Origin of the sequence: Paenibacillus sp. DMB5 (assembly GCF_001517085.1) — a bacterium.
Classification (GTDB): Bacteria; Bacillota; Bacilli; order Paenibacillales; family Paenibacillaceae; genus Paenibacillus_AQ.
This window is the reverse complement of sequence record NZ_LRAC01000141.1, coordinates 1-15865: the sequence shown is the minus strand read 5'-3', so window position 1 is coordinate 15865 and position 15865 is coordinate 1. Positions and strand designations below refer to the sequence as shown.

Here is a 15865-nt window from a genome sequence, read left to right as displayed (position 1 = left end):
GATAGGTTCCGTGAAGCTAAGGTCTACCTACTTCCCGGCACCTATTGTGCTGTTTCTTGCTTGGTGGCGAACTTTTGGGGGGAGAAGAGAGAAACGTGAACATTTTATTCATGGGCCCTCCTGGGGCAGGCAAGGGAACGCAGGCAGCTGTAATTGTAAAAGAACTTGGTATTCCGCATATTTCGACAGGTGATGCTTTTCGTTTAGCGATAAAGGAACAGACACCGGTCGGGCTGAAAGCCAAATCTTATATCGATCAAGGTTTGCTTGTACCTGATGATGTGACCATTGGAATCGTTGAGGAACGGCTCCAGCAGTCCGATTGCGAAAAAGGTTTCTTATTGGATGGTTTTCCAAGAACCCTTTCGCAAGCGGAAGCGCTGGAAGATCTTTTGAGCCGTGCCGGCACTTCACTGGATCATGTAATCAACTTGAATGTGGACCGCGGACTGCTGATGGCGCGTCTTACCGGACGCCGGATCTGCAAGGTATGCGGTGCATCCTACCATTTAATTTTCAACCCGCCGAAGCAAGAAGGCATTTGCGACATTGATGGCGGTGAACTGTATCAACGTCCGGATGACAACGAAGAGAGCGTAGGCAAGCGTCTGGATGAGTATGATAACAAGACAGCGCCGCTGCTTGCATTCTATGAGAATAAAGGTCTTTTGCGGCAGGTAAACGGAGAGAACGAAATTGACGTCGTTACTTCCGAAATCGTATCTTTACTGCGGGGTTAATGTAATGATCATTTGTAAATCCGAACAGGAACTTGCCTTTATGAGGGAAGCTGGTCGTATTGTTGCCGAGAGTCACCGGCTGATTGCCAAGGCCATTGAGCCTGGGATCACCACCGGAGAGCTCGACAGAATCGCCGATCAATATATTCGCAGTCAAGGTGCTGTGCCGTCTTTCAAAGGTTACAACGGTTTTCCTGCCAGCATTTGCGCTTCAGTCAACGAACAATTGGTGCATGGATTTCCGGGTAAACGCAAGCTGATCGAAGGCGACATTGTGACGCTGGATATTGGTGCCGAGTACCGCGGTTATCACGGTGATTCCGCCTGGACCTACGGGGTAGGCAGCATTTCCGATGAAGCTCAGCGTCTGCTGGACGTCACGGAAGGCTCCTTGTACGCAGGATTGGCGTTAGTCAAACCGGATGTGCGCTTGTTTACAATCTCCCATGCGATCCAGCAGTATATCGAGGACGCCGGTTTTTCCGTCGTGCGCGAGTATGTTGGCCATGGCATCGGGGCAGAACTGCATGAAGAACCGCAAATTCCGAACTATGGCATAGCGGACCGCGGACCACGGCTGAAGCCGGGTATGGTACTCGCGATTGAGCCGATGGTAAACGCCGGGGACAGATATGTCAGAACTTTGGAAGATAACTGGACGGTCGTTACGGTAGATGGCTCACTCTGTGCTCACTTCGAGCATACAGTAGCTGTTACACCGGACGGGATGGAAATTTTCACAAAACTGAATGCGTAGGTGATCTTCACGTGAATACAGGGAGCAGCCCGCAGGTTGGTCAGATCGTGAGAATTCTCAAAGGCAAAGATGCCGGAGAGGCTGCCGTTGTTATCGCAGTTGTTGATAGCAGATTTGTATACATTGCTGACGGAGACAAACGAAAGTTTGACGGGCCGAAGAAGAAGAATATTCATCATCTGGAGCTCATACCCTTCATAAGCAGTGAGGTTGTGGACAGTTTGGAAGAAACCGGCCGGGTAACCAACGGAAAGCTGCGGTTCGCAGTAATGAAGTATGGGAATCCAGCTGGAATAAGTGCTGATGAGAAAGGAGACTAACTGTGGCTAAAGAAGATGTCATTGAAGTGGAAGGAACGGTCATTGAGCCGTTGCCGAATGCAACGTTTAAGGTTGAGCTTGAGAACGGTCATCAAATACTTGCCCATGTGTCCGGGAAATTGCGGATGCACTTTATCCGTATCCTAACCGGAGACAAAGTGGTCGTGCAGTTATCGCCTTATGATTTATCAAAAGGCCGTATAACTTACCGTAAATAGATGGGAACTACAACGAAAGTTTTGCTTCGCAAAACTTTGAGGAGGTAATGAACATGAAGGTAAGACCTTCTGTGAAGCCCATTTGCGAAAAATGCAAAGTCATCCGCCGCAAAGGGACTGTTATGGTAATTTGCGAAAATCCGAAACACAAACAAAAACAAGGTTAAGAAGGGGGTGTAGCGTAAAATGGCTCGTATAGCTGGTGTGGATTTGCCACGTGACAAACGCGTTGAGATCGCCTTGACTTATATTTTCGGAATCGGTAAAACGACTTCCCAGAAAATTCTTAATGAAACAGGCATTGACGTTAACACACGTGTCCGTGATTTGACGGAAGATGAAGTCAGCAAACTGCGTGAAACGATCGACAAATCGGTCAAGGTTGAAGGTGACCTGCGTCGTGAAATTTCCTTGAATATTAAGCGTCTTACTGAGATCGGCTGCTACCGCGGTGTTCGCCACCGTCGTGGATTGCCTGTTCGCGGTCAACGCACTAAAACCAATGCTCGTACCCGTAAAGGCCCGCGCCGTACGGTAGCAAACAAAAAGAAATAAGAAGGGGTGATAAGAGACAATGGCTAAACCGAAAAAAGTCGTACGTACAAAACGTCGCGACCGGAAAAATATCGAGTCTGGCGTGGCACACATCCGTTCCACGTTCAACAACACTATCGTTACGATCACGGATCCTCACGGAAATGCAATTTCCTGGGCTAGCTCCGGTGGTCAAGGATTCAGAGGTTCCCGTAAATCGACTCCATTTGCAGCGCAAATGGCAGCCGAAACTGCTGCTAAGGCAGCTATGGAACACGGCATGAAGTCCGTTGAAGTTATGGTTAAAGGACCGGGTGCGGGCCGCGAAGCTGCCATCCGTTCCCTTCAGGCCGCTGGTCTTGAAGTAAACCTCATTAAAGACGTAACTCCGGTTCCTCACAATGGATGCCGTCCGCCGAAACGTCGCCGCGTATAGTGAAATCAGAATTGTGATTGTGGTATAATTCTGACGCATCTGCTAATAATAGGTGTTTAGGCATACTACATGATGCACCTGATGGGGTGACAGTTTCATATAGGAGCGACGTTTGAAGGAGGGGTACACTCGTGATAGAAATCGAAAAGCCGAAAATTGAGACCGTAGAAGCCAATGATGAAGGAACCTATGGGAAATTCGTAGTTGAACCGCTGGAACGTGGATATGGCACGACTCTGGGGAACTCGCTTCGCCGGATTCTGCTGTCCTCCCTGCCGGGAGCCGCTGTGACTTCGGTCCAAATTGACGGCGTTCTGCATGAGTTCTCGACCGTTCCTGGCGTAATGGAAGATGTGACGGAAATCATTCTGAACCTCAAAGCTCTTTCGCTGAAGATCCATTCAGACGAAGAGAAGGTGTTCGAGATTGATGCTGAGGGTGAAGGCATCGTTACCGCAGGTGATATCCGTGCGGACAGCGATGTTGAAATCCTCAATCCGGATCTTCATATTGCAACGCTGGGACCTGGCGCGAGACTTCACATGCGTATTTTTGCAGGCCGTGGTCGCGGCTATGTCCAAGCAGACCGGAACAAACGCGACGATCAGCCAATCGGTGTAATTCCGGTTGACTCCATCTACACGCCGATTTCCCGCGTAAACTATGTCATTGATAACACTCGTGTCGGACAAGTGACTAACTATGACAAGCTGACGCTGGAAGTTTGGACAGATGGAAGTATCAGACCGGAAGAGGCTGTAAGCCTCGGAGCCAAAATTTTGAACGAGCACCTCGTCTTATTCGTAGGTCTTACGGATGAAGCGAAAGACGCCGAAATTATGGTGGAAAAAGAAGAAGACAAAAAAGAAAAAGTGCTTGAGATGACAATCGAAGAGCTTGATCTTTCTGTCCGTTCCTACAACTGCCTCAAACGTGCCGGTATCAATACCGTACAAGAGCTGACTACGAAAACTGAAGAAGATATGATGAAGGTCCGTAACCTGGGCCGCAAATCTTTGGAAGAAGTTCAAGAGAAGCTTGAAGAGCTTGGTTTGGGTCTTCGCACAGAAGAATAGTTCACAGATTGCTTGAGTACTTGAGTGAAGGAGGGAAAACAAATGGCATACCAAAAATTGGGCCGTGATTCCAGTGCGCGTAAAGCGTTGTTCCGTGACATGGTAACGGATCTGTTCCTATACGAGCGCATCCAGACAACGGAAGCCAAAGCGAAGGAAGTTCGTTCCATCGCTGAGAAACTGATCACTAAAGCTAAGAAGGGCGATCTTCATGCTCGCCGTCAAGTAGCTGCTTTTGTTCGTCGTGAGACTGTAGACGGTGAGCAAGATGCAATCCAAAAATTGTTCTCTGATATTGCTCCTCGTTACACAGAGCGTCCAGGCGGATACACTCGTATCCTGAAGCTGGGACCTCGCCGTGGCGATGCTGCGCCTATGGTTTATCTTGAACTGGTAGACCGCGCGTAGTAATACAAGTCATGATTTCCGATTTGTACTCTTTAAGTTCATGATCTCCGGAGAATGAGCAGTAAGTATTTTTGTTATTGTGCTGCAGGGGCGATAAGGCCCTGCTGTACCAATAACCGCGGGAATCACCTTGTAAAGAGTAGAAGGAGCTCCCGCCGGGGCTCTTTTTTTTAAATATAAGGATTTATATGTTTTACGGTATAAATCATCCTTATATTTCTCGCAGAAACGGCTACCGTCCTGTTTAGGACGGCTAAGCCGTTTCTACTTGTGAAAATGAATTACGGTTAAGTGAGCTTAGGAGCTTGAAAGGAAGAATGAAATGCGCAATCTATTGATGAAGGTCAATTATGACGGTACCCATTATGATGGCTTTCAGACCCAGCCTCAGGGCAATACGATTCAGGACCGGCTGGAGCAGGCGATTCTCCATCTGACCGGCGAGGCGCTGAAGATTACAGCCTCAGGCCGGACGGATGCAGGGGTCCATGCATACGGTCAGCCGTTCAACTTCATTACTTCCTCCCAGATACCGCTGGAACGCTGGTGTCTGGCGCTTAACGCCAGATTACCGCAGGATATCGTTGTTACTGAGGCTAAGGAGGTACCGCTTTCGTTCCACTCACGCAGAGGAGCCAAGCGCAAGACCTACCGGTACACGATAAACGGTAACAGGTTTCCAGACCCGTTTCAGCGGCGCTGGCAGCACCATCACCCCCTGAAGCTGGACATAATGGCCATGCAGCAGGGACTGGCGCATCTGGTGGGCACTCATGACTACACATCATTTGCCTCCCGGAAGTCAACCAAGACTTCGCATGTACGGACTATCTATGAAGCTTACATGGAAGTTGACCGCAGTATGTGCCGTCCAGGCTCGGATGACCAGGGTGTTATTCATACTTATATTACCGGCAGCGGTTTTCTGCAGCACATGGTGCGTATCATTATGGGAACGCTGATTCAGGTGGGCGAGCACAAGTACCAGGCGGACAAAGTTGCGGATATTCTGGCAGCATGCAACCGTGCTGCAGCGGGGCCTACAGCGGTTGCTAAAGGCCTTGCACTTTGGAGTGTGGAATATGATGAGGACAATAATTGATCAATCTGGAGCCTGCTATTATTCAAAAGATAAGAGAGAATAGGTTTCACGCTATCCTTGTCTTTCTCGCAGCAACGGATACCGCCCTGAATAGGACGGCGTTGACGTTTCTACCTGTAGAAAATAAATGAGATCCGGATTAAAAATGACTTGCACTTGTCGTGGTTATGCTGTAATATAAAAGTTGTGTTTTCTTGATGGCTATCCCACAGCCCCGCTCAAGAAAATGCCAACAAAACAAGCTTTACCTAACTAACTTAATCGTAATTCCAATGAGAAATTAGATATACGAAACAGAAGATTTTCGTACGAGAACAAGGAGGAAACATTCATGCGTACCACCTATATGGCGAAGCCGAACGAAGTTGAACGCACTTGGCACATCATTGATGCCGAAGGCAAGACACTTGGTCGTCTGGCTAGCGAAGCCGCTGCTCTGATCCGTGGCAAACACAAACCGCAATTTACTCCACACGTTGATACTGGTGATTTCGTAATTGTTATCAACGCTGAGAAGATTCATCTGACAGGCAAGAAACTGCAGAACAAGAAATACTACCGTCACTCAATGCACCCAGGTGGTTTGAAAGTTGCAACTGCTGATCAGCTACTGAAAACAAAACCTGAGCGTGTAATTGAATCTGCTGTTCACGGTATGATTCCTAAGACTCGTCAAGGCGATCACATGAAGCTGAGACTTAAAGTTTATGCAGGCGCTGAGCATCCACATGCAGCACAAAAACCTGAAGTTTACGAACTTCGCGGATAAGAATAGAGGAGGACAGTTTCATGGCACAAGTACAATACTATGGGACAGGTCGTCGTAAACATTCGGTAGCACGTGTTCGCCTTGTACCGGGTGAAGGACGCATTGTCATTAACAAACGTGAGATGGATGAGTACTTCGGTGTGGAAACATTGAAGATGATCGTAAGACAACCTTTGAACCTGACTGAAACACTGGGCAACTACGATGTAATCGTTCTTGCACACGGTGGCGGAACATCCGGCCAGGCTGGAGCAATCCGTCACGGGATTGCCCGTGCACTTCTGAAGGTTGATCCGGAATTCCGCAGCCCGCTGAAGAAAGCCGGCTTCCTGACTCGTGACCCACGTATGAAGGAACGTAAGAAATACGGCCTCAAAGCCGCTCGTCGTGCTCCACAGTTCTCGAAACGCTAATATTCCCTTGTTCTTCAAGGACATCAAGCCTCTGGCCCTTTTGGGTCAGGGGCTTTTTATATTCTCCAGCAGAACTACAAATATTCATCTCAAACACTTTAACCCAAAATGGATAAAAGTATTGACTTCAGCCCTGGATCGCTTATACTATTCCATATAAGAATAGTTGGAATTGACGGAATGAGCGTTTTATATATTAGGATGGAGGAATACGAGATGAATCTGCTTGAGAAAGAAGATTTAATTAAGGTTAAGGCTGAGGAACTGGAGAATGCTTCACCCGAGGAAATTATCCGCTGGGCAGTAGAGACTTTTCCCAACATCACTTTTGCCTGCAGCTTTGGCGCTGAAGATGTAGTGCTTGTCGATATGCTGCAGAAGGTAAGCCCGTCGACAGATGTGTTTTATCTGGATACAGATTTCCACTTCAAAGAAACGTATGAGACCAGAGATGTTATGGCTGATAAATACGGAATGGAATTCGTCCGCGTATCGCCGCAAATTTCCGTTGAGGAGCAGACTAAGCAGTACGGTGAAAACCTCTGGAGTGTTGATCCGAACCAATGCTGCGCAATCCGCAAGGTAGAGCCGCTGACCCGGATCCTGTCGCAATATGAAGCATGGATTACCGGTATCCGCCGTGACCAGGCACCAACCCGTGCCAATGCCAAGAAGGTCGAATACGACTACAAATTCGGTCTTGTTAAATTTAATCCGATCGCTGACTGGACCTCCGAGGATGTATGGAATTATATCCGCACCAACAATGTGGTGTACAATCCGCTGCATGACCGTAACTTCCCGAGCATCGGCTGCGAGCAATGCACCCGTGCAGTAATGCCTGGTGAAGACCCGCGTGCCGGAAGATGGTCGGGCAACGAGAAGACAGAATGCGGACTTCATAAATAAGTTATCACTCATATAAATGTTAACACACAGGAGGAGAGTACCCAGATGACGTCTATACTTCCACACGGAGGAACACTGATTCAGCGTATTGTGGAGGGAGCGCAGAGAGAAGAGCTGCTGCAGCAAGCCTCAGAGAACAAGTCGATTGCAATTAATACATGGACAATATCCGATCTCGATCTGATTGGTGTAGGGGCGTTTTCCCCGCTTGCCGGCTTCCTGAATGAAGCGGATTATCATTCCGTAGTGAACAATATGCGTCTTTCTGACGGCACAGTGTGGAGTATTCCGATTACGCTGGCCGTGCAGGATGAGGTAGCCTCCGGTCTTGCGGTGGGGGATACTGTTTCTCTTATCGGTGAGGAAGACGGCGTTATTTACGGTCTGCTCGATGTGGAGAGCATTTATAGTGTAGACCAGCAGATTGAAGCGCAGAATGTATTCAAAACAACGGACCCTGCCCACCCGGGTGTCAGCAAGCTGCTGGCCCGTCCGTCTACCTATGTTGGAGGACCCATCAGAGTGCTTAACCGTCCGCAGCCGGAGAAGTTCGGAGAGTTCTATTTTGACCCTGCTGAGACCCGGAAGATCTTCGCTGAGAAGGGGTGGAGAACCGTTGTAGGCTTCCAGACGCGTAACCCTGTCCATCGTGCCCATGAGTATATCCAGAAGTGCGCTATGGAGGTTGTAGACGCTCTGTTCCTCAATCCGCTGGTGGGAGAGACTAAATCGGATGATGTACCGGCTAACGTACGGATGAAGAGCTATCTGGCGCTGCTGGAGAACTACTATCCCGCTGACCGGACTTTCTTGGGTGTATTCCCGGCGGCGATGCGTTATGCAGGACCGAGAGAAGCAATTTTCCATGCTATGGTCCGCAAAAACTATGGCTGCACACACTTTATTGTCGGCCGTGACCATGCGGGGGTAGGCGACTACTATGGCACTTATGAAGCACAGGAGATTTTCTCGAACTTCACTGCTGAGGATCTGGGGATTACACCGCTCTTCTTCGAGCACAGCTTTTTCTGCGTGAAATGCGGAAATATGGCTTCCAGCAAAACCTGTCCGCATCCGGCTGATCAGCATCTGACATTATCGGGTACGAAAGTGCGCGGACTGCTCCGTGAAGGAAAGTGCCCTCCTCCGGAATTTACACGGCCTGAGGTCGCGGAAATTCTGATTGAGGGAATGTCAGAGCAGGTTAACGTCTAAAATCATACAGCCAGTACTATTTGGCCCTCTTGTCCCATATAGATGAGTAGAATCTATCGGGACGAGGGGGTCTTTGTTATGTCTGGCCGAAAGGAAGGGAAGGTCTCGGTCTGGATTGCCTGGAGCAGCATCAAAAAAAGTGTGTTGGGGATCGTACTGCTTGCCGTAATGATCGGGATCATAGCCTATGATATGCCTACTGCCAGGACGCTGAACTACTGGAGCCTGCCGCTGTCCGGTAAAATTATTGCAATCGATGCCGGTCATGGCGGTCCTGACGGAGGCGCAGTCAGCAAGGACGGACTGATTGAGAAGGATATCAATTTGTCTGTCTCTCTGTATTTACGGGATTACTTGCAGCAGGCAGGGGCGATTGTAGTCATGACGCGTGAGGGTGATTATGATCTTGCCGGTGAAGGAACGCAGGGATATTCCAAGCGGAAAACAGAGGACCTGAAGCAGCGTGTAAGAAGCATTGAGGAGAGCGGGGCAGACCTTTTCATAAGCATACATATGAACAGTGTGCCTTCAAACCGGTGGAGCGGAGCTCAGACCTTTTATTATCCGGCCAATGATGGTAACAAAGCGCTGGCTGGGTTTATCCAGGATGAGCTGCGGACAACGCTTGAGAATACGACCCGTGTTGCCAAAACTGTGAATACGGTTTATCTGCTGAAAATGCTGAAAATGCCGGCTGCGCTGGTTGAAGTAGGTTTTCTTTCGCATCCTGAGGAGTCTGTCCTGCTTGGAGATGATGTTTATCAGCGGAAGGTGGCAACCAGCATCTACCGGGGAATATTGCGTTATGCATCGGAGCAGCCCTGAACGGGGTACTACTAATCTGCTGAAGGGTAATGCTATAATAAATACAATTAACCGGAGCCTTACCCGTCCGGAACGAAACAGAGGTGCTCTCCATGCAGACCAGGGAACAAGTTCAGGAACTTTTACAGCCGCTGATTGACCCGGAATCCGGAAAAAGCCTTATTGATCTGCAGCTGATCCGCGACATTATGGTAAAAGAGGATAGAATCTCCCTATCCATTGTGTGCCTTGAGGAAGATGATACAAGCCGGATGGAGCTTGAGCAGAAGGTGCGTGATCTGCTGACTGAAGGGGGGCTGGAGAATATCCATATCCGGCTGCGTAATGCAACTGACTACGAGCGCTCTATCCTTCGTACCGGGAGCTCTGCGGACAAGCCGGAGCCAGAGCAAGGTACAGCCCTCAAAGGGCACGCAGCGGGTCTTGAGGATCATGAGCTGCTGGATGAAAACTCCGGCGTGAAGTTCATTGCTGTAGCCAGCGGCAAGGGCGGTGTCGGCAAGTCGACAGTGACGGTGAATCTCGCAGTAGCGCTCGCGCGCAAAGGTAAAAAGGTGGGGCTCATCGATGCAGACATATACGGATTCAGCATTCCGGATATGATGGGGATCGAGGAAGGGCCGGTCGTCGAAGAGGGAACGATTATTCCGGTTGAACGCTTCGGGGTTAAAGTCATGTCTATGGGCTTTTTCATCCGTGAAAATAGTCCGGTCATCTGGCGGGGGCCGATGCTCGGCAAGATGCTCCGCCAGTTCTTCAGTGATGTTGGCTGGGGGGAGCTCGACTATATGCTGCTTGACCTTCCTCCGGGTACAGGTGATGTGGCGCTGGACGTGCAACAGATGCTTCCTCACAGCAAAGAGATTATCGTAACCACCCCTCATGCGACTGCAGCCTTTGTAGCGGCCAGAGCGGGCTCAATGGCGCTGCAGACAGAGCATGAGATCCTCGGTGTCATTGAGAACATGGCCTATTATGAATGCTCCTCATGCGGGAAGAGAGACTATATCTTCGGACGCGGAGGAGGAGCAAGACTGGCGGAGACACTGCATACAGAGCTGCTTGCGCAGGTGCCGCTTGGCGCTCCGGACAACCACATCTCCGAGCCTGACTTTTCCCCTTCCGTTTACAAGGCTGACACCCAAGTGGCCCAGCTGTTTGCCGAGGTTGCGGACAAGCTGATCGCGAAGTACGAATAGCACGTTCCAGGTAAAAAGGACGCAACACTGCAAGAGCTTATCCATTGAAATGGATAAGCCTCTTTGTCGTTAAGAGCCGGAGTCGCCTCCGCCCTCCTCTTTCGAACTGTCTCCGCCACCGCTTTCCTGACCGCCGCCGGAGCCGCCCTCCTTTTCCTCACCTTTCTTTTGAACCTTTGGCTGGAGCTCGTCCTGTACAACCGTTTTGAGCAGTCCCAGCACTTCCATCCGGAAGAGCGGATTCTGCATCGCTTCCTGCATAATGGTCATGGACTGCTTGCGGTAATCAGAGGTCTTGGTAAGATCCAGGAACATTTTCATCATTTCAGGCGACTTCATAATTTCCTCGATTGACTTCTGATAAGTCGGGTCCTTAATCAGCTGCAGATGCAGCTCCTTGCTTTGGGTGTTAATGGCTTTTGCGAACTCGCCGGCAAAGGTCGGGTCGGTCATAATCTTTTCGATTTCCTTCTGGTACTCCGGTGCCGTAATGGTATCTTTGACTGCGATCCGGATCTGTTCTGTAGTCTGCAGCGGCATCATTTTCATACTTAATCCGCTAACGCTGCTTCCTTCCGAGCCGCTGCCTGAGGTCAGAGCCTCCTCGACTGCCTTTTTACCCTCATCACTTTTTAATATATCGACAACCATTGTCTTCATTTCCTTATATCCCATCTGGCTGGAAGAACTGCTCTGTTCTCCTCCGCAGGCTGTTAAGGTGAGAACCAGGCTGATTGCCAGGCCTCCAGACAACAAACTCCTCCATCTCATTGGCGCTGCCCTCCTTTATAGGAATCCTGAGGGTAGTATGCCGCACCAGTGCACAGGATATGTCGCGGTTATGATGGTTTTTTGACGGCAAGCTTGGTAAAATAAATCTGACACAGGGGAGGTGGAGTGGCTGAGTATAAGGAAATGGTATCACTTGTTCTGGACCACACTTCTGATAGGCGCTGCCTCGGCCGGGCTGGCGGGACTTGTGCTGCAGGCTGTGAATGGCGGCATAGCCTTCAAGAGCATAGCAGACCTGCTGCTGTATCTGCTTATTTTACTTGGCTCCGGAATGCTTGTTAGCGTTTACGCACAGCTGGGATTTTTCGCATACCTGATTCTTAACTATATGGGCAACGGTGTATTTTCCCGTAAAGTGTGGCAGTACATACAGCTGGTATTGGCTGTGCTGGCGCTGCTCGAACTGGTGTTCCTGCGGACATTTGTCGGAGCTGAAAGAACGGGCCGGTCTGACCTCGTCCTGGGAATGGGTCTTCTGCTTACAGCCGTTATTGTGTCCTATTACAAGGTGCGGAGTACGAAAATGGCGGCTGCCATTCCGACCTTTTTCTTTATGACGGCCATCACCATCGTGGAGACGATAGGCGTGCTTCAGATCGGTGTAGACAGTGCAACTGTATTTATTGTTGTTCCGCTGATCGCATGCAATGCATTCCAGATTTTAAGACTGCACCGCATCCTTAAACCGCAATCATCTTAAACATACCTTACGCAGAAACCCCGGTGCTCCTAATCTAATTAAGAGACCGGGGTTTTCTTATTTCCAGCGCGATTAAAATGAAAACGGGAAGGTTAATCTTAAAGAACAGCTTACATAAAAAGGCTAATGACCGCACCGCAGGCCGCAACTGAAATCAGTAAGCAAGGAGGGGCATATATGAACATCAAGCGCTATATGATAAAAGACACAAGTGAAAATATTCTGAGCAAGCTCGATCCGTCAGAGCGCGGTGATTTTCACTCAAAAGAGGAAGCCGCAGCCAAAATGGAAAAGCTTAAGGAACGCCTTGCCGAGCTTCAGGATATTCTTTTTGCCCAAAAAAAGCATTCGCTGCTGGTCATCCTTCAGGGGATGGACTCAAGCGGAAAAGACGGAACGGTAAAGCATATCTTTTCCGGCATCAATCCTCAAGGCTTTATCGTTACCAGCTTCAAAAAGCCGTCTTTGGAGGAGGAAGCCCACGACTTCCTGTGGAGAGTGCATATGAAAACTCCGCCCAAAGGCTATATCGCTGCCTTCAACCGCTCCCATTATGAAGATGTACTGGTTCCCAGGGTGCATGGCAGCCTGAAAAAAGACGACATGAAGCGCCGCTTCCGCTATATCCGCCAGTTTGAAGAAATGCTGGTGGAGGAGGGCACAACGGTGATCAAGCTCTTTTTGCATATCTCCAAGGAGAAGCAGCTTGAAAAAATCCAGGAGCGGCTGCAGGACCCGACCAAGCACTGGAAATTTGACGCCAGTGATCTGCAGGAGCGGGAGTATTGGGATGATTACCAAAAGGCCTATGAGGATGTTTTCCGTGAGACTGGCACTGAACAGGCCCCTTGGTACTGGATTCCTGCCAATCACCGGTGGTACCGCAATTATCTGGCGTTATCCATCGTGGTCAAAACCCTGGAGGGTCTCGACCTGAGCTATCCGAAGCTGAATTCTCCGACACCTGATATATCAGAGCTCATTTCTCCGCGTCATTAACAGACGGCAGCAAGACAGATTACGGTACATCCGGCTAATATAAGGTTACATGCCTGCAGCGTCTTCCAGTCCCTTGTCTAAAGAGGCGGAATCCCGCACCTCAGTGCCGTCAGCATTACTTTGGCTTATCAGCTCTGATACAGTAACGAACTCATACCCCTGGGCCCGGAGGTTATCAATAATCTGCGGGAGCGCCTCATGGGTCTGCTTGCAGGAGTCACTGGCATGGAGAAGGACGATATCCCCCGGATGAGCCTTGCTGGTAACCCGTTTAACGATATTGTCTACACCGATGTTTTTCCAGTCCAGGGAATCGGTATCCCACTGGATAACCTTATAGCCCAGATCATTGGCCACCTGGAGCACTCTTTTGTCAAAATCTCCATTCGGCATACGGATCAGGTTAGGCGCTTTGCCGGTTAATTCGGTCAGTACGGTGTGGGCTGTAGAGATTTGTGTGCGGATTTCCTCATTGCTGAGGGTACTGTAGTTAACATGCTTATGCCCGTGACTGCCGATTTCAAAGCCTGCATCCTTGATGCTTGTAACAATCTCCGGATGTGTTTTGCTCCAGGGCGAGGAGAGGAAGAAAGTAGCCTTATCCACCTTTTTGTCCTCCAGCACCTTCAGAATTGGTTCAGGCCGCTTTTCACCCCAGCTAATGTCAAAGGTCAAAGCGATCAGCTTCTTTTGCGTTGGCACACTGTAAATGGCAGAAGGGGTTTGTGCATCTGAAAAAACAGTAATATTACCCCTTTCCACATAGACGACACCAGCGGCCAGAAGCGCAGCGGCAAAGATATAAATGAACCGTTTTATCTTTTTGCCGCTGAATACATAAAAAGAATTCATAACTAGCAGCGCTCCTCTCCCATTGCGAAATGGCTTGTTTGTTCTAAATGTATGCTCGTACCTACCGCTTATGACCTCGGACGGACCAGAAATCTCATTAACTGCTTGTACTACACATTTTAGGAGGCCATTATGTTCGCGTTTTCAAGATTTATCAAAGACCTGGGTACAATACGCAAGGCACTGCTGCTGGCGCTGATCCTTTTCCTGTTGGGCGGAGTGCTCGGCTGGGTCGGTACCGGCAGTCTGCAGAAGCTGCTTGCCCAGCAGCTCGAAGGATTGAGCAGCATCAGCGGGGAGCTCATGGATTCGAATAATCCGGAGTGGAGCTTCTTCACGTTTATATTTTTAAATAACAGTATCAAAAGCGTGGCGGTTATTTTCCTTGGTGCTCTGTTTGGCCTTATTCCGGCGTTCTTCTTATTGATAAACGGTGCTGTTATCGGTTATCTGATCCACTTGTCAGTCCTCCAGGAAGCAGATTTGTTTCAGCTCATTGTAAAAGGGTTGCTTCCGCACGGCATTATTGAGATCCCGGCTATTATTATCGCGTGTGCGTTTGGACTGCAGTTTGGCGTAAAGGTTATGCAGAGTATATCCGGAAGGATGCGGGGCAGCAGCTGGGCTGAATTTATGCGGCAGACATTGACGGCATCCGTATGGATCGTAATTCTGCTGCTGCTTGCCGCGATTATTGAAAGCACAATTACATTGGCACTTTTATCATAAAATTCCGGTGAATTGAGCATAACATTAAGGCTGATTTGATTTGGGGATTCCTGACATCACGTGAAAGCCTGTGCCTGGCAGAACCATAAAGAGTAATTTTAGCAATTATGGTTATAGTTCCTATGCTCCGGTTAATCTAGTGTAAACGGGTATACGCACAGTTTTCCCATCAGATGGACTAACTTCTAACACACAAACAGCAGCGTAAAAGATTTGTTCTCAAAAAAATACGAAGGAGGCCAAGCATATGTTGGGGATGTTGTTCAACGAAAAAGAATGCAAGGAGCTCGACTATGTTCTGCGCAAAGAACTTGACGAGATGCTGCTTGATTTAAGCGATCAGCGCTTGGACCAAAATATCAGGCATGCCATAGCTAACCGATATAAAACGGTGTTTCGCATGTATGCACGGTTTGCTCCGCAGAAGGAGCTGTCGAAGTATGCGTGGGGCGGGCGTTCGTCCCAGTTCAAGCATTGATAAAATGAGCTGCTGCCTATAAACATGTGTGCTTGGCCATTAATTTAATAAAGAGGGTTGACTAAACAGGAGCGTACGTGATACATTATATCTCGCGCTCCTTTTGATATTTCAAGAGAAGATGCACGGCAAGAAAAAACGAAAAAAACTTTTTCGAAAAAAATACTTGCCAAAACGATAAACACTGTGATATATTATAAAAGTCGCCGCTGACAAGCGCGACACTGAAGAAAAGAAACAAATTGATCTTTGAAAACTGAACAACGAGTGAGTATCGGAAATCACTTCGGTGATTCCAAATTAGAGAATGTAACATTCTCGTCAGATGTTTCAAAATGAGCGAATCGCTCTTTTCAATAACTTTATTGGAGAGTTTGATCCTGGCTCAGGACGA

At 48.9% G+C, this 15865-nt stretch carries 22 protein-coding genes; 20 read left to right on the top strand and 2 right to left on the bottom strand.

Going from position 1 to position 15865, the window contains the following annotated elements; translation table 11 throughout:
- The first annotated feature begins 95 nt into the window (after positions 1–95).
- The 16 genes from AWJ19_RS23830 to AWJ19_RS23755 all read left to right on the top strand — a co-directional run bounded on the left by AWJ19_RS23830 (position 96) and on the right by AWJ19_RS23755 (position 10921).
- Positions 96–740 (top strand): adenylate kinase, encoded by a 645-nt coding sequence (locus tag AWJ19_RS23830; protein WP_068727652.1) that lies wholly within the window; start codon positions 96–98, stop codon positions 738–740.
- Positions 741–744: 4 nt separating this feature from the next.
- The gene (gene map / locus AWJ19_RS23825; protein WP_068727651.1) at positions 745–1497 is read left to right on the top strand and encodes a type I methionyl aminopeptidase; all 753 of its coding nucleotides are present in this window, start codon (positions 745–747) and stop codon (positions 1495–1497) included.
- Between the two features lie 11 nt (positions 1498–1508).
- Positions 1509–1817: a KOW domain-containing RNA-binding protein gene (locus tag AWJ19_RS23820; RefSeq protein WP_068727649.1), complete on the top strand. Its 309-nt coding sequence runs from the start codon at positions 1509–1511 to the stop codon at positions 1815–1817.
- 2 nt (positions 1818–1819) lie between these two features.
- Positions 1820–2035 (top strand): translation initiation factor IF-1, encoded by a 216-nt coding sequence (infA, locus tag AWJ19_RS23815; protein ID WP_018753971.1) that lies wholly within the window; start codon positions 1820–1822, stop codon positions 2033–2035.
- A gap of 53 nt (positions 2036–2088) precedes the next feature.
- Positions 2089–2202 carry a 50S ribosomal protein L36 gene (rpmJ, locus tag AWJ19_RS23810; protein WP_003322638.1) on the top strand — a complete coding sequence of 38 codons (114 nt, stop codon included), beginning with the start codon at positions 2089–2091 and terminating at the stop codon, positions 2200–2202.
- Between the two features lie 19 nt (positions 2203–2221).
- Entirely contained in the window at positions 2222–2590 is a 369-nt protein-coding gene (gene rpsM / locus AWJ19_RS23805) for a 30S ribosomal protein S13 (RefSeq protein WP_039877382.1), read from the top strand.
- Between the two features lie 19 nt (positions 2591–2609).
- Entirely contained in the window at positions 2610–3005 is a 396-nt protein-coding gene (gene rpsK / locus AWJ19_RS23800; RefSeq protein WP_062520357.1) for a 30S ribosomal protein S11, read from the top strand.
- 131 nt (positions 3006–3136) lie between these two features.
- Positions 3137–4081 carry a DNA-directed RNA polymerase subunit alpha gene (locus AWJ19_RS23795; RefSeq protein WP_068727647.1) on the top strand — a complete coding sequence of 315 codons (945 nt, stop codon included), beginning with the start codon at positions 3137–3139 and terminating at the stop codon, positions 4079–4081.
- 42 nt (positions 4082–4123) lie between these two features.
- A complete protein-coding gene (rplQ, locus tag AWJ19_RS23790) occupies positions 4124–4489 on the top strand; it encodes a 50S ribosomal protein L17 (protein WP_019908254.1) in 366 nt (121 codons plus the stop codon).
- Positions 4490–4811: 322 nt separating this feature from the next.
- Positions 4812–5591, top strand: a complete 780-nt coding sequence (gene truA, locus AWJ19_RS23785) for a tRNA pseudouridine(38-40) synthase TruA (protein WP_068727645.1) — start codon at positions 4812–4814, stop codon at positions 5589–5591.
- 331 nt (positions 5592–5922) lie between these two features.
- Positions 5923–6360 (top strand): 50S ribosomal protein L13, encoded by a 438-nt coding sequence (rplM, locus tag AWJ19_RS23780; protein WP_068727643.1) that lies wholly within the window; start codon positions 5923–5925, stop codon positions 6358–6360.
- 20 nt (positions 6361–6380) lie between these two features.
- Positions 6381–6773 carry a 30S ribosomal protein S9 gene (rpsI, locus tag AWJ19_RS23775; RefSeq protein ID WP_068727641.1) on the top strand — a complete coding sequence of 131 codons (393 nt, stop codon included), beginning with the start codon at positions 6381–6383 and terminating at the stop codon, positions 6771–6773.
- Between the two features lie 216 nt (positions 6774–6989).
- Complete coding sequence (locus tag AWJ19_RS23770; RefSeq protein WP_068727639.1) at positions 6990–7682, top strand: phosphoadenylyl-sulfate reductase; 693 nt, start codon at positions 6990–6992, stop codon at positions 7680–7682.
- Between the two features lie 45 nt (positions 7683–7727).
- Positions 7728–8897 (top strand): sulfate adenylyltransferase, encoded by a 1170-nt coding sequence (gene sat, locus AWJ19_RS23765; protein WP_068727637.1) that lies wholly within the window; start codon positions 7728–7730, stop codon positions 8895–8897.
- Positions 8898–8975: 78 nt separating this feature from the next.
- Complete coding sequence (gene cwlD, locus AWJ19_RS23760; protein WP_068727635.1) at positions 8976–9722, top strand: N-acetylmuramoyl-L-alanine amidase CwlD; 747 nt, start codon at positions 8976–8978, stop codon at positions 9720–9722.
- A gap of 92 nt (positions 9723–9814) precedes the next feature.
- On the top strand, positions 9815–10921 hold the full coding sequence (locus AWJ19_RS23755) for an Mrp/NBP35 family ATP-binding protein (protein WP_068727632.1): 1107 nt from the start codon (positions 9815–9817) through the stop codon (positions 10919–10921).
- 69 nt (positions 10922–10990) lie between these two features.
- On the opposite strand, the gene gerD is transcribed toward AWJ19_RS23755, so the two are convergent.
- Complete coding sequence (gene gerD / locus AWJ19_RS23750; RefSeq protein ID WP_068727631.1) at positions 10991–11692, bottom strand: spore germination lipoprotein GerD; 702 nt, start codon at positions 11690–11692, stop codon at positions 10991–10993.
- Between the two features lie 154 nt (positions 11693–11846).
- Here gerD and AWJ19_RS23745 point away from each other — a divergent pair, with 154 nt between their 5' ends.
- Complete coding sequence (locus tag AWJ19_RS23745; RefSeq protein ID WP_241781866.1) at positions 11847–12413, top strand: KinB-signaling pathway activation protein; 567 nt, start codon at positions 11847–11849, stop codon at positions 12411–12413.
- A 177-nt stretch (positions 12414–12590) separates the two neighbouring features.
- Positions 12591–13412: a PPK2 family polyphosphate kinase gene (locus AWJ19_RS23740; protein WP_068727630.1), complete on the top strand. Its 822-nt coding sequence runs from the start codon at positions 12591–12593 to the stop codon at positions 13410–13412.
- A 45-nt stretch (positions 13413–13457) separates the two neighbouring features.
- Here AWJ19_RS23740 and pdaB read toward each other — a convergent pair whose 3' ends face one another.
- A complete protein-coding gene (pdaB, locus tag AWJ19_RS23735; protein ID WP_068727628.1) occupies positions 13458–14264 on the bottom strand; it encodes a polysaccharide deacetylase family sporulation protein PdaB in 807 nt (268 codons plus the stop codon).
- A 132-nt stretch (positions 14265–14396) separates the two neighbouring features.
- Here pdaB and AWJ19_RS23730 point away from each other — a divergent pair, with 132 nt between their 5' ends.
- Both AWJ19_RS23730 and AWJ19_RS23725 read left to right on the top strand, forming a co-directional pair.
- The gene (locus AWJ19_RS23730) at positions 14397–14993 is read left to right on the top strand and encodes a stage II sporulation protein M (RefSeq protein WP_068727626.1); all 597 of its coding nucleotides are present in this window, start codon (positions 14397–14399) and stop codon (positions 14991–14993) included.
- Positions 14994–15240: 247 nt separating this feature from the next.
- A complete protein-coding gene (locus tag AWJ19_RS23725; RefSeq protein WP_025336637.1) occupies positions 15241–15471 on the top strand; it encodes a hypothetical protein in 231 nt (76 codons plus the stop codon).
- Positions 15472–15865 lie beyond the last annotated feature (394 nt).

What these genes read in the sequence shown, in the direction of transcription:
- rpsI (WP_068727641.1), top strand. Translation starts at nt 6,381, where the DNA reads ATGGCACAAGTACAATACTATGGGACAGGTCGTCGTAAACATTCGGTA.
- rplQ (WP_019908254.1), top strand. Translation starts at nt 4,124, where the DNA reads ATGGCATACCAAAAATTGGGCCGTGATTCCAGTGCGCGTAAAGCGTTG.
- sat (WP_068727637.1), top strand. Translation starts at nt 7,728, where the DNA reads ATGACGTCTATACTTCCACACGGAGGAACACTGATTCAGCGTATTGTG.
- AWJ19_RS23730 (WP_068727626.1), top strand. Translation starts at nt 14,397, where the DNA reads ATGTTCGCGTTTTCAAGATTTATCAAAGACCTGGGTACAATACGCAAG.
- gerD (WP_068727631.1), bottom strand. Translation starts at nt 11,692, where the DNA reads ATGAGATGGAGGAGTTTGTTGTCTGGAGGCCTGGCAATCAGCCTGGTT.
- truA (WP_068727645.1), top strand. Translation starts at nt 4,812, where the DNA reads ATGCGCAATCTATTGATGAAGGTCAATTATGACGGTACCCATTATGAT.
- map (WP_068727651.1), top strand. Translation starts at nt 745, where the DNA reads ATGATCATTTGTAAATCCGAACAGGAACTTGCCTTTATGAGGGAAGCT.
- rpmJ (WP_003322638.1), top strand. Translation starts at nt 2,089, where the DNA reads ATGAAGGTAAGACCTTCTGTGAAGCCCATTTGCGAAAAATGCAAAGTC.
- AWJ19_RS23740 (WP_068727630.1), top strand. Translation starts at nt 12,591, where the DNA reads ATGAACATCAAGCGCTATATGATAAAAGACACAAGTGAAAATATTCTG.
- cwlD (WP_068727635.1), top strand. Translation starts at nt 8,976, where the DNA reads ATGTCTGGCCGAAAGGAAGGGAAGGTCTCGGTCTGGATTGCCTGGAGC.
- rpsM (WP_039877382.1), top strand. Translation starts at nt 2,222, where the DNA reads ATGGCTCGTATAGCTGGTGTGGATTTGCCACGTGACAAACGCGTTGAG.
- AWJ19_RS23755 (WP_068727632.1), top strand. Translation starts at nt 9,815, where the DNA reads ATGCAGACCAGGGAACAAGTTCAGGAACTTTTACAGCCGCTGATTGAC.
- rpsK (WP_062520357.1), top strand. Translation starts at nt 2,610, where the DNA reads ATGGCTAAACCGAAAAAAGTCGTACGTACAAAACGTCGCGACCGGAAA.
- pdaB (WP_068727628.1), bottom strand. Translation starts at nt 14,264, where the DNA reads ATGAATTCTTTTTATGTATTCAGCGGCAAAAAGATAAAACGGTTCATT.
- AWJ19_RS23725 (WP_025336637.1), top strand. Translation starts at nt 15,241, where the DNA reads ATGTTGGGGATGTTGTTCAACGAAAAAGAATGCAAGGAGCTCGACTAT.
- rplM (WP_068727643.1), top strand. Translation starts at nt 5,923, where the DNA reads ATGCGTACCACCTATATGGCGAAGCCGAACGAAGTTGAACGCACTTGG.
- AWJ19_RS23770 (WP_068727639.1), top strand. Translation starts at nt 6,990, where the DNA reads ATGAATCTGCTTGAGAAAGAAGATTTAATTAAGGTTAAGGCTGAGGAA.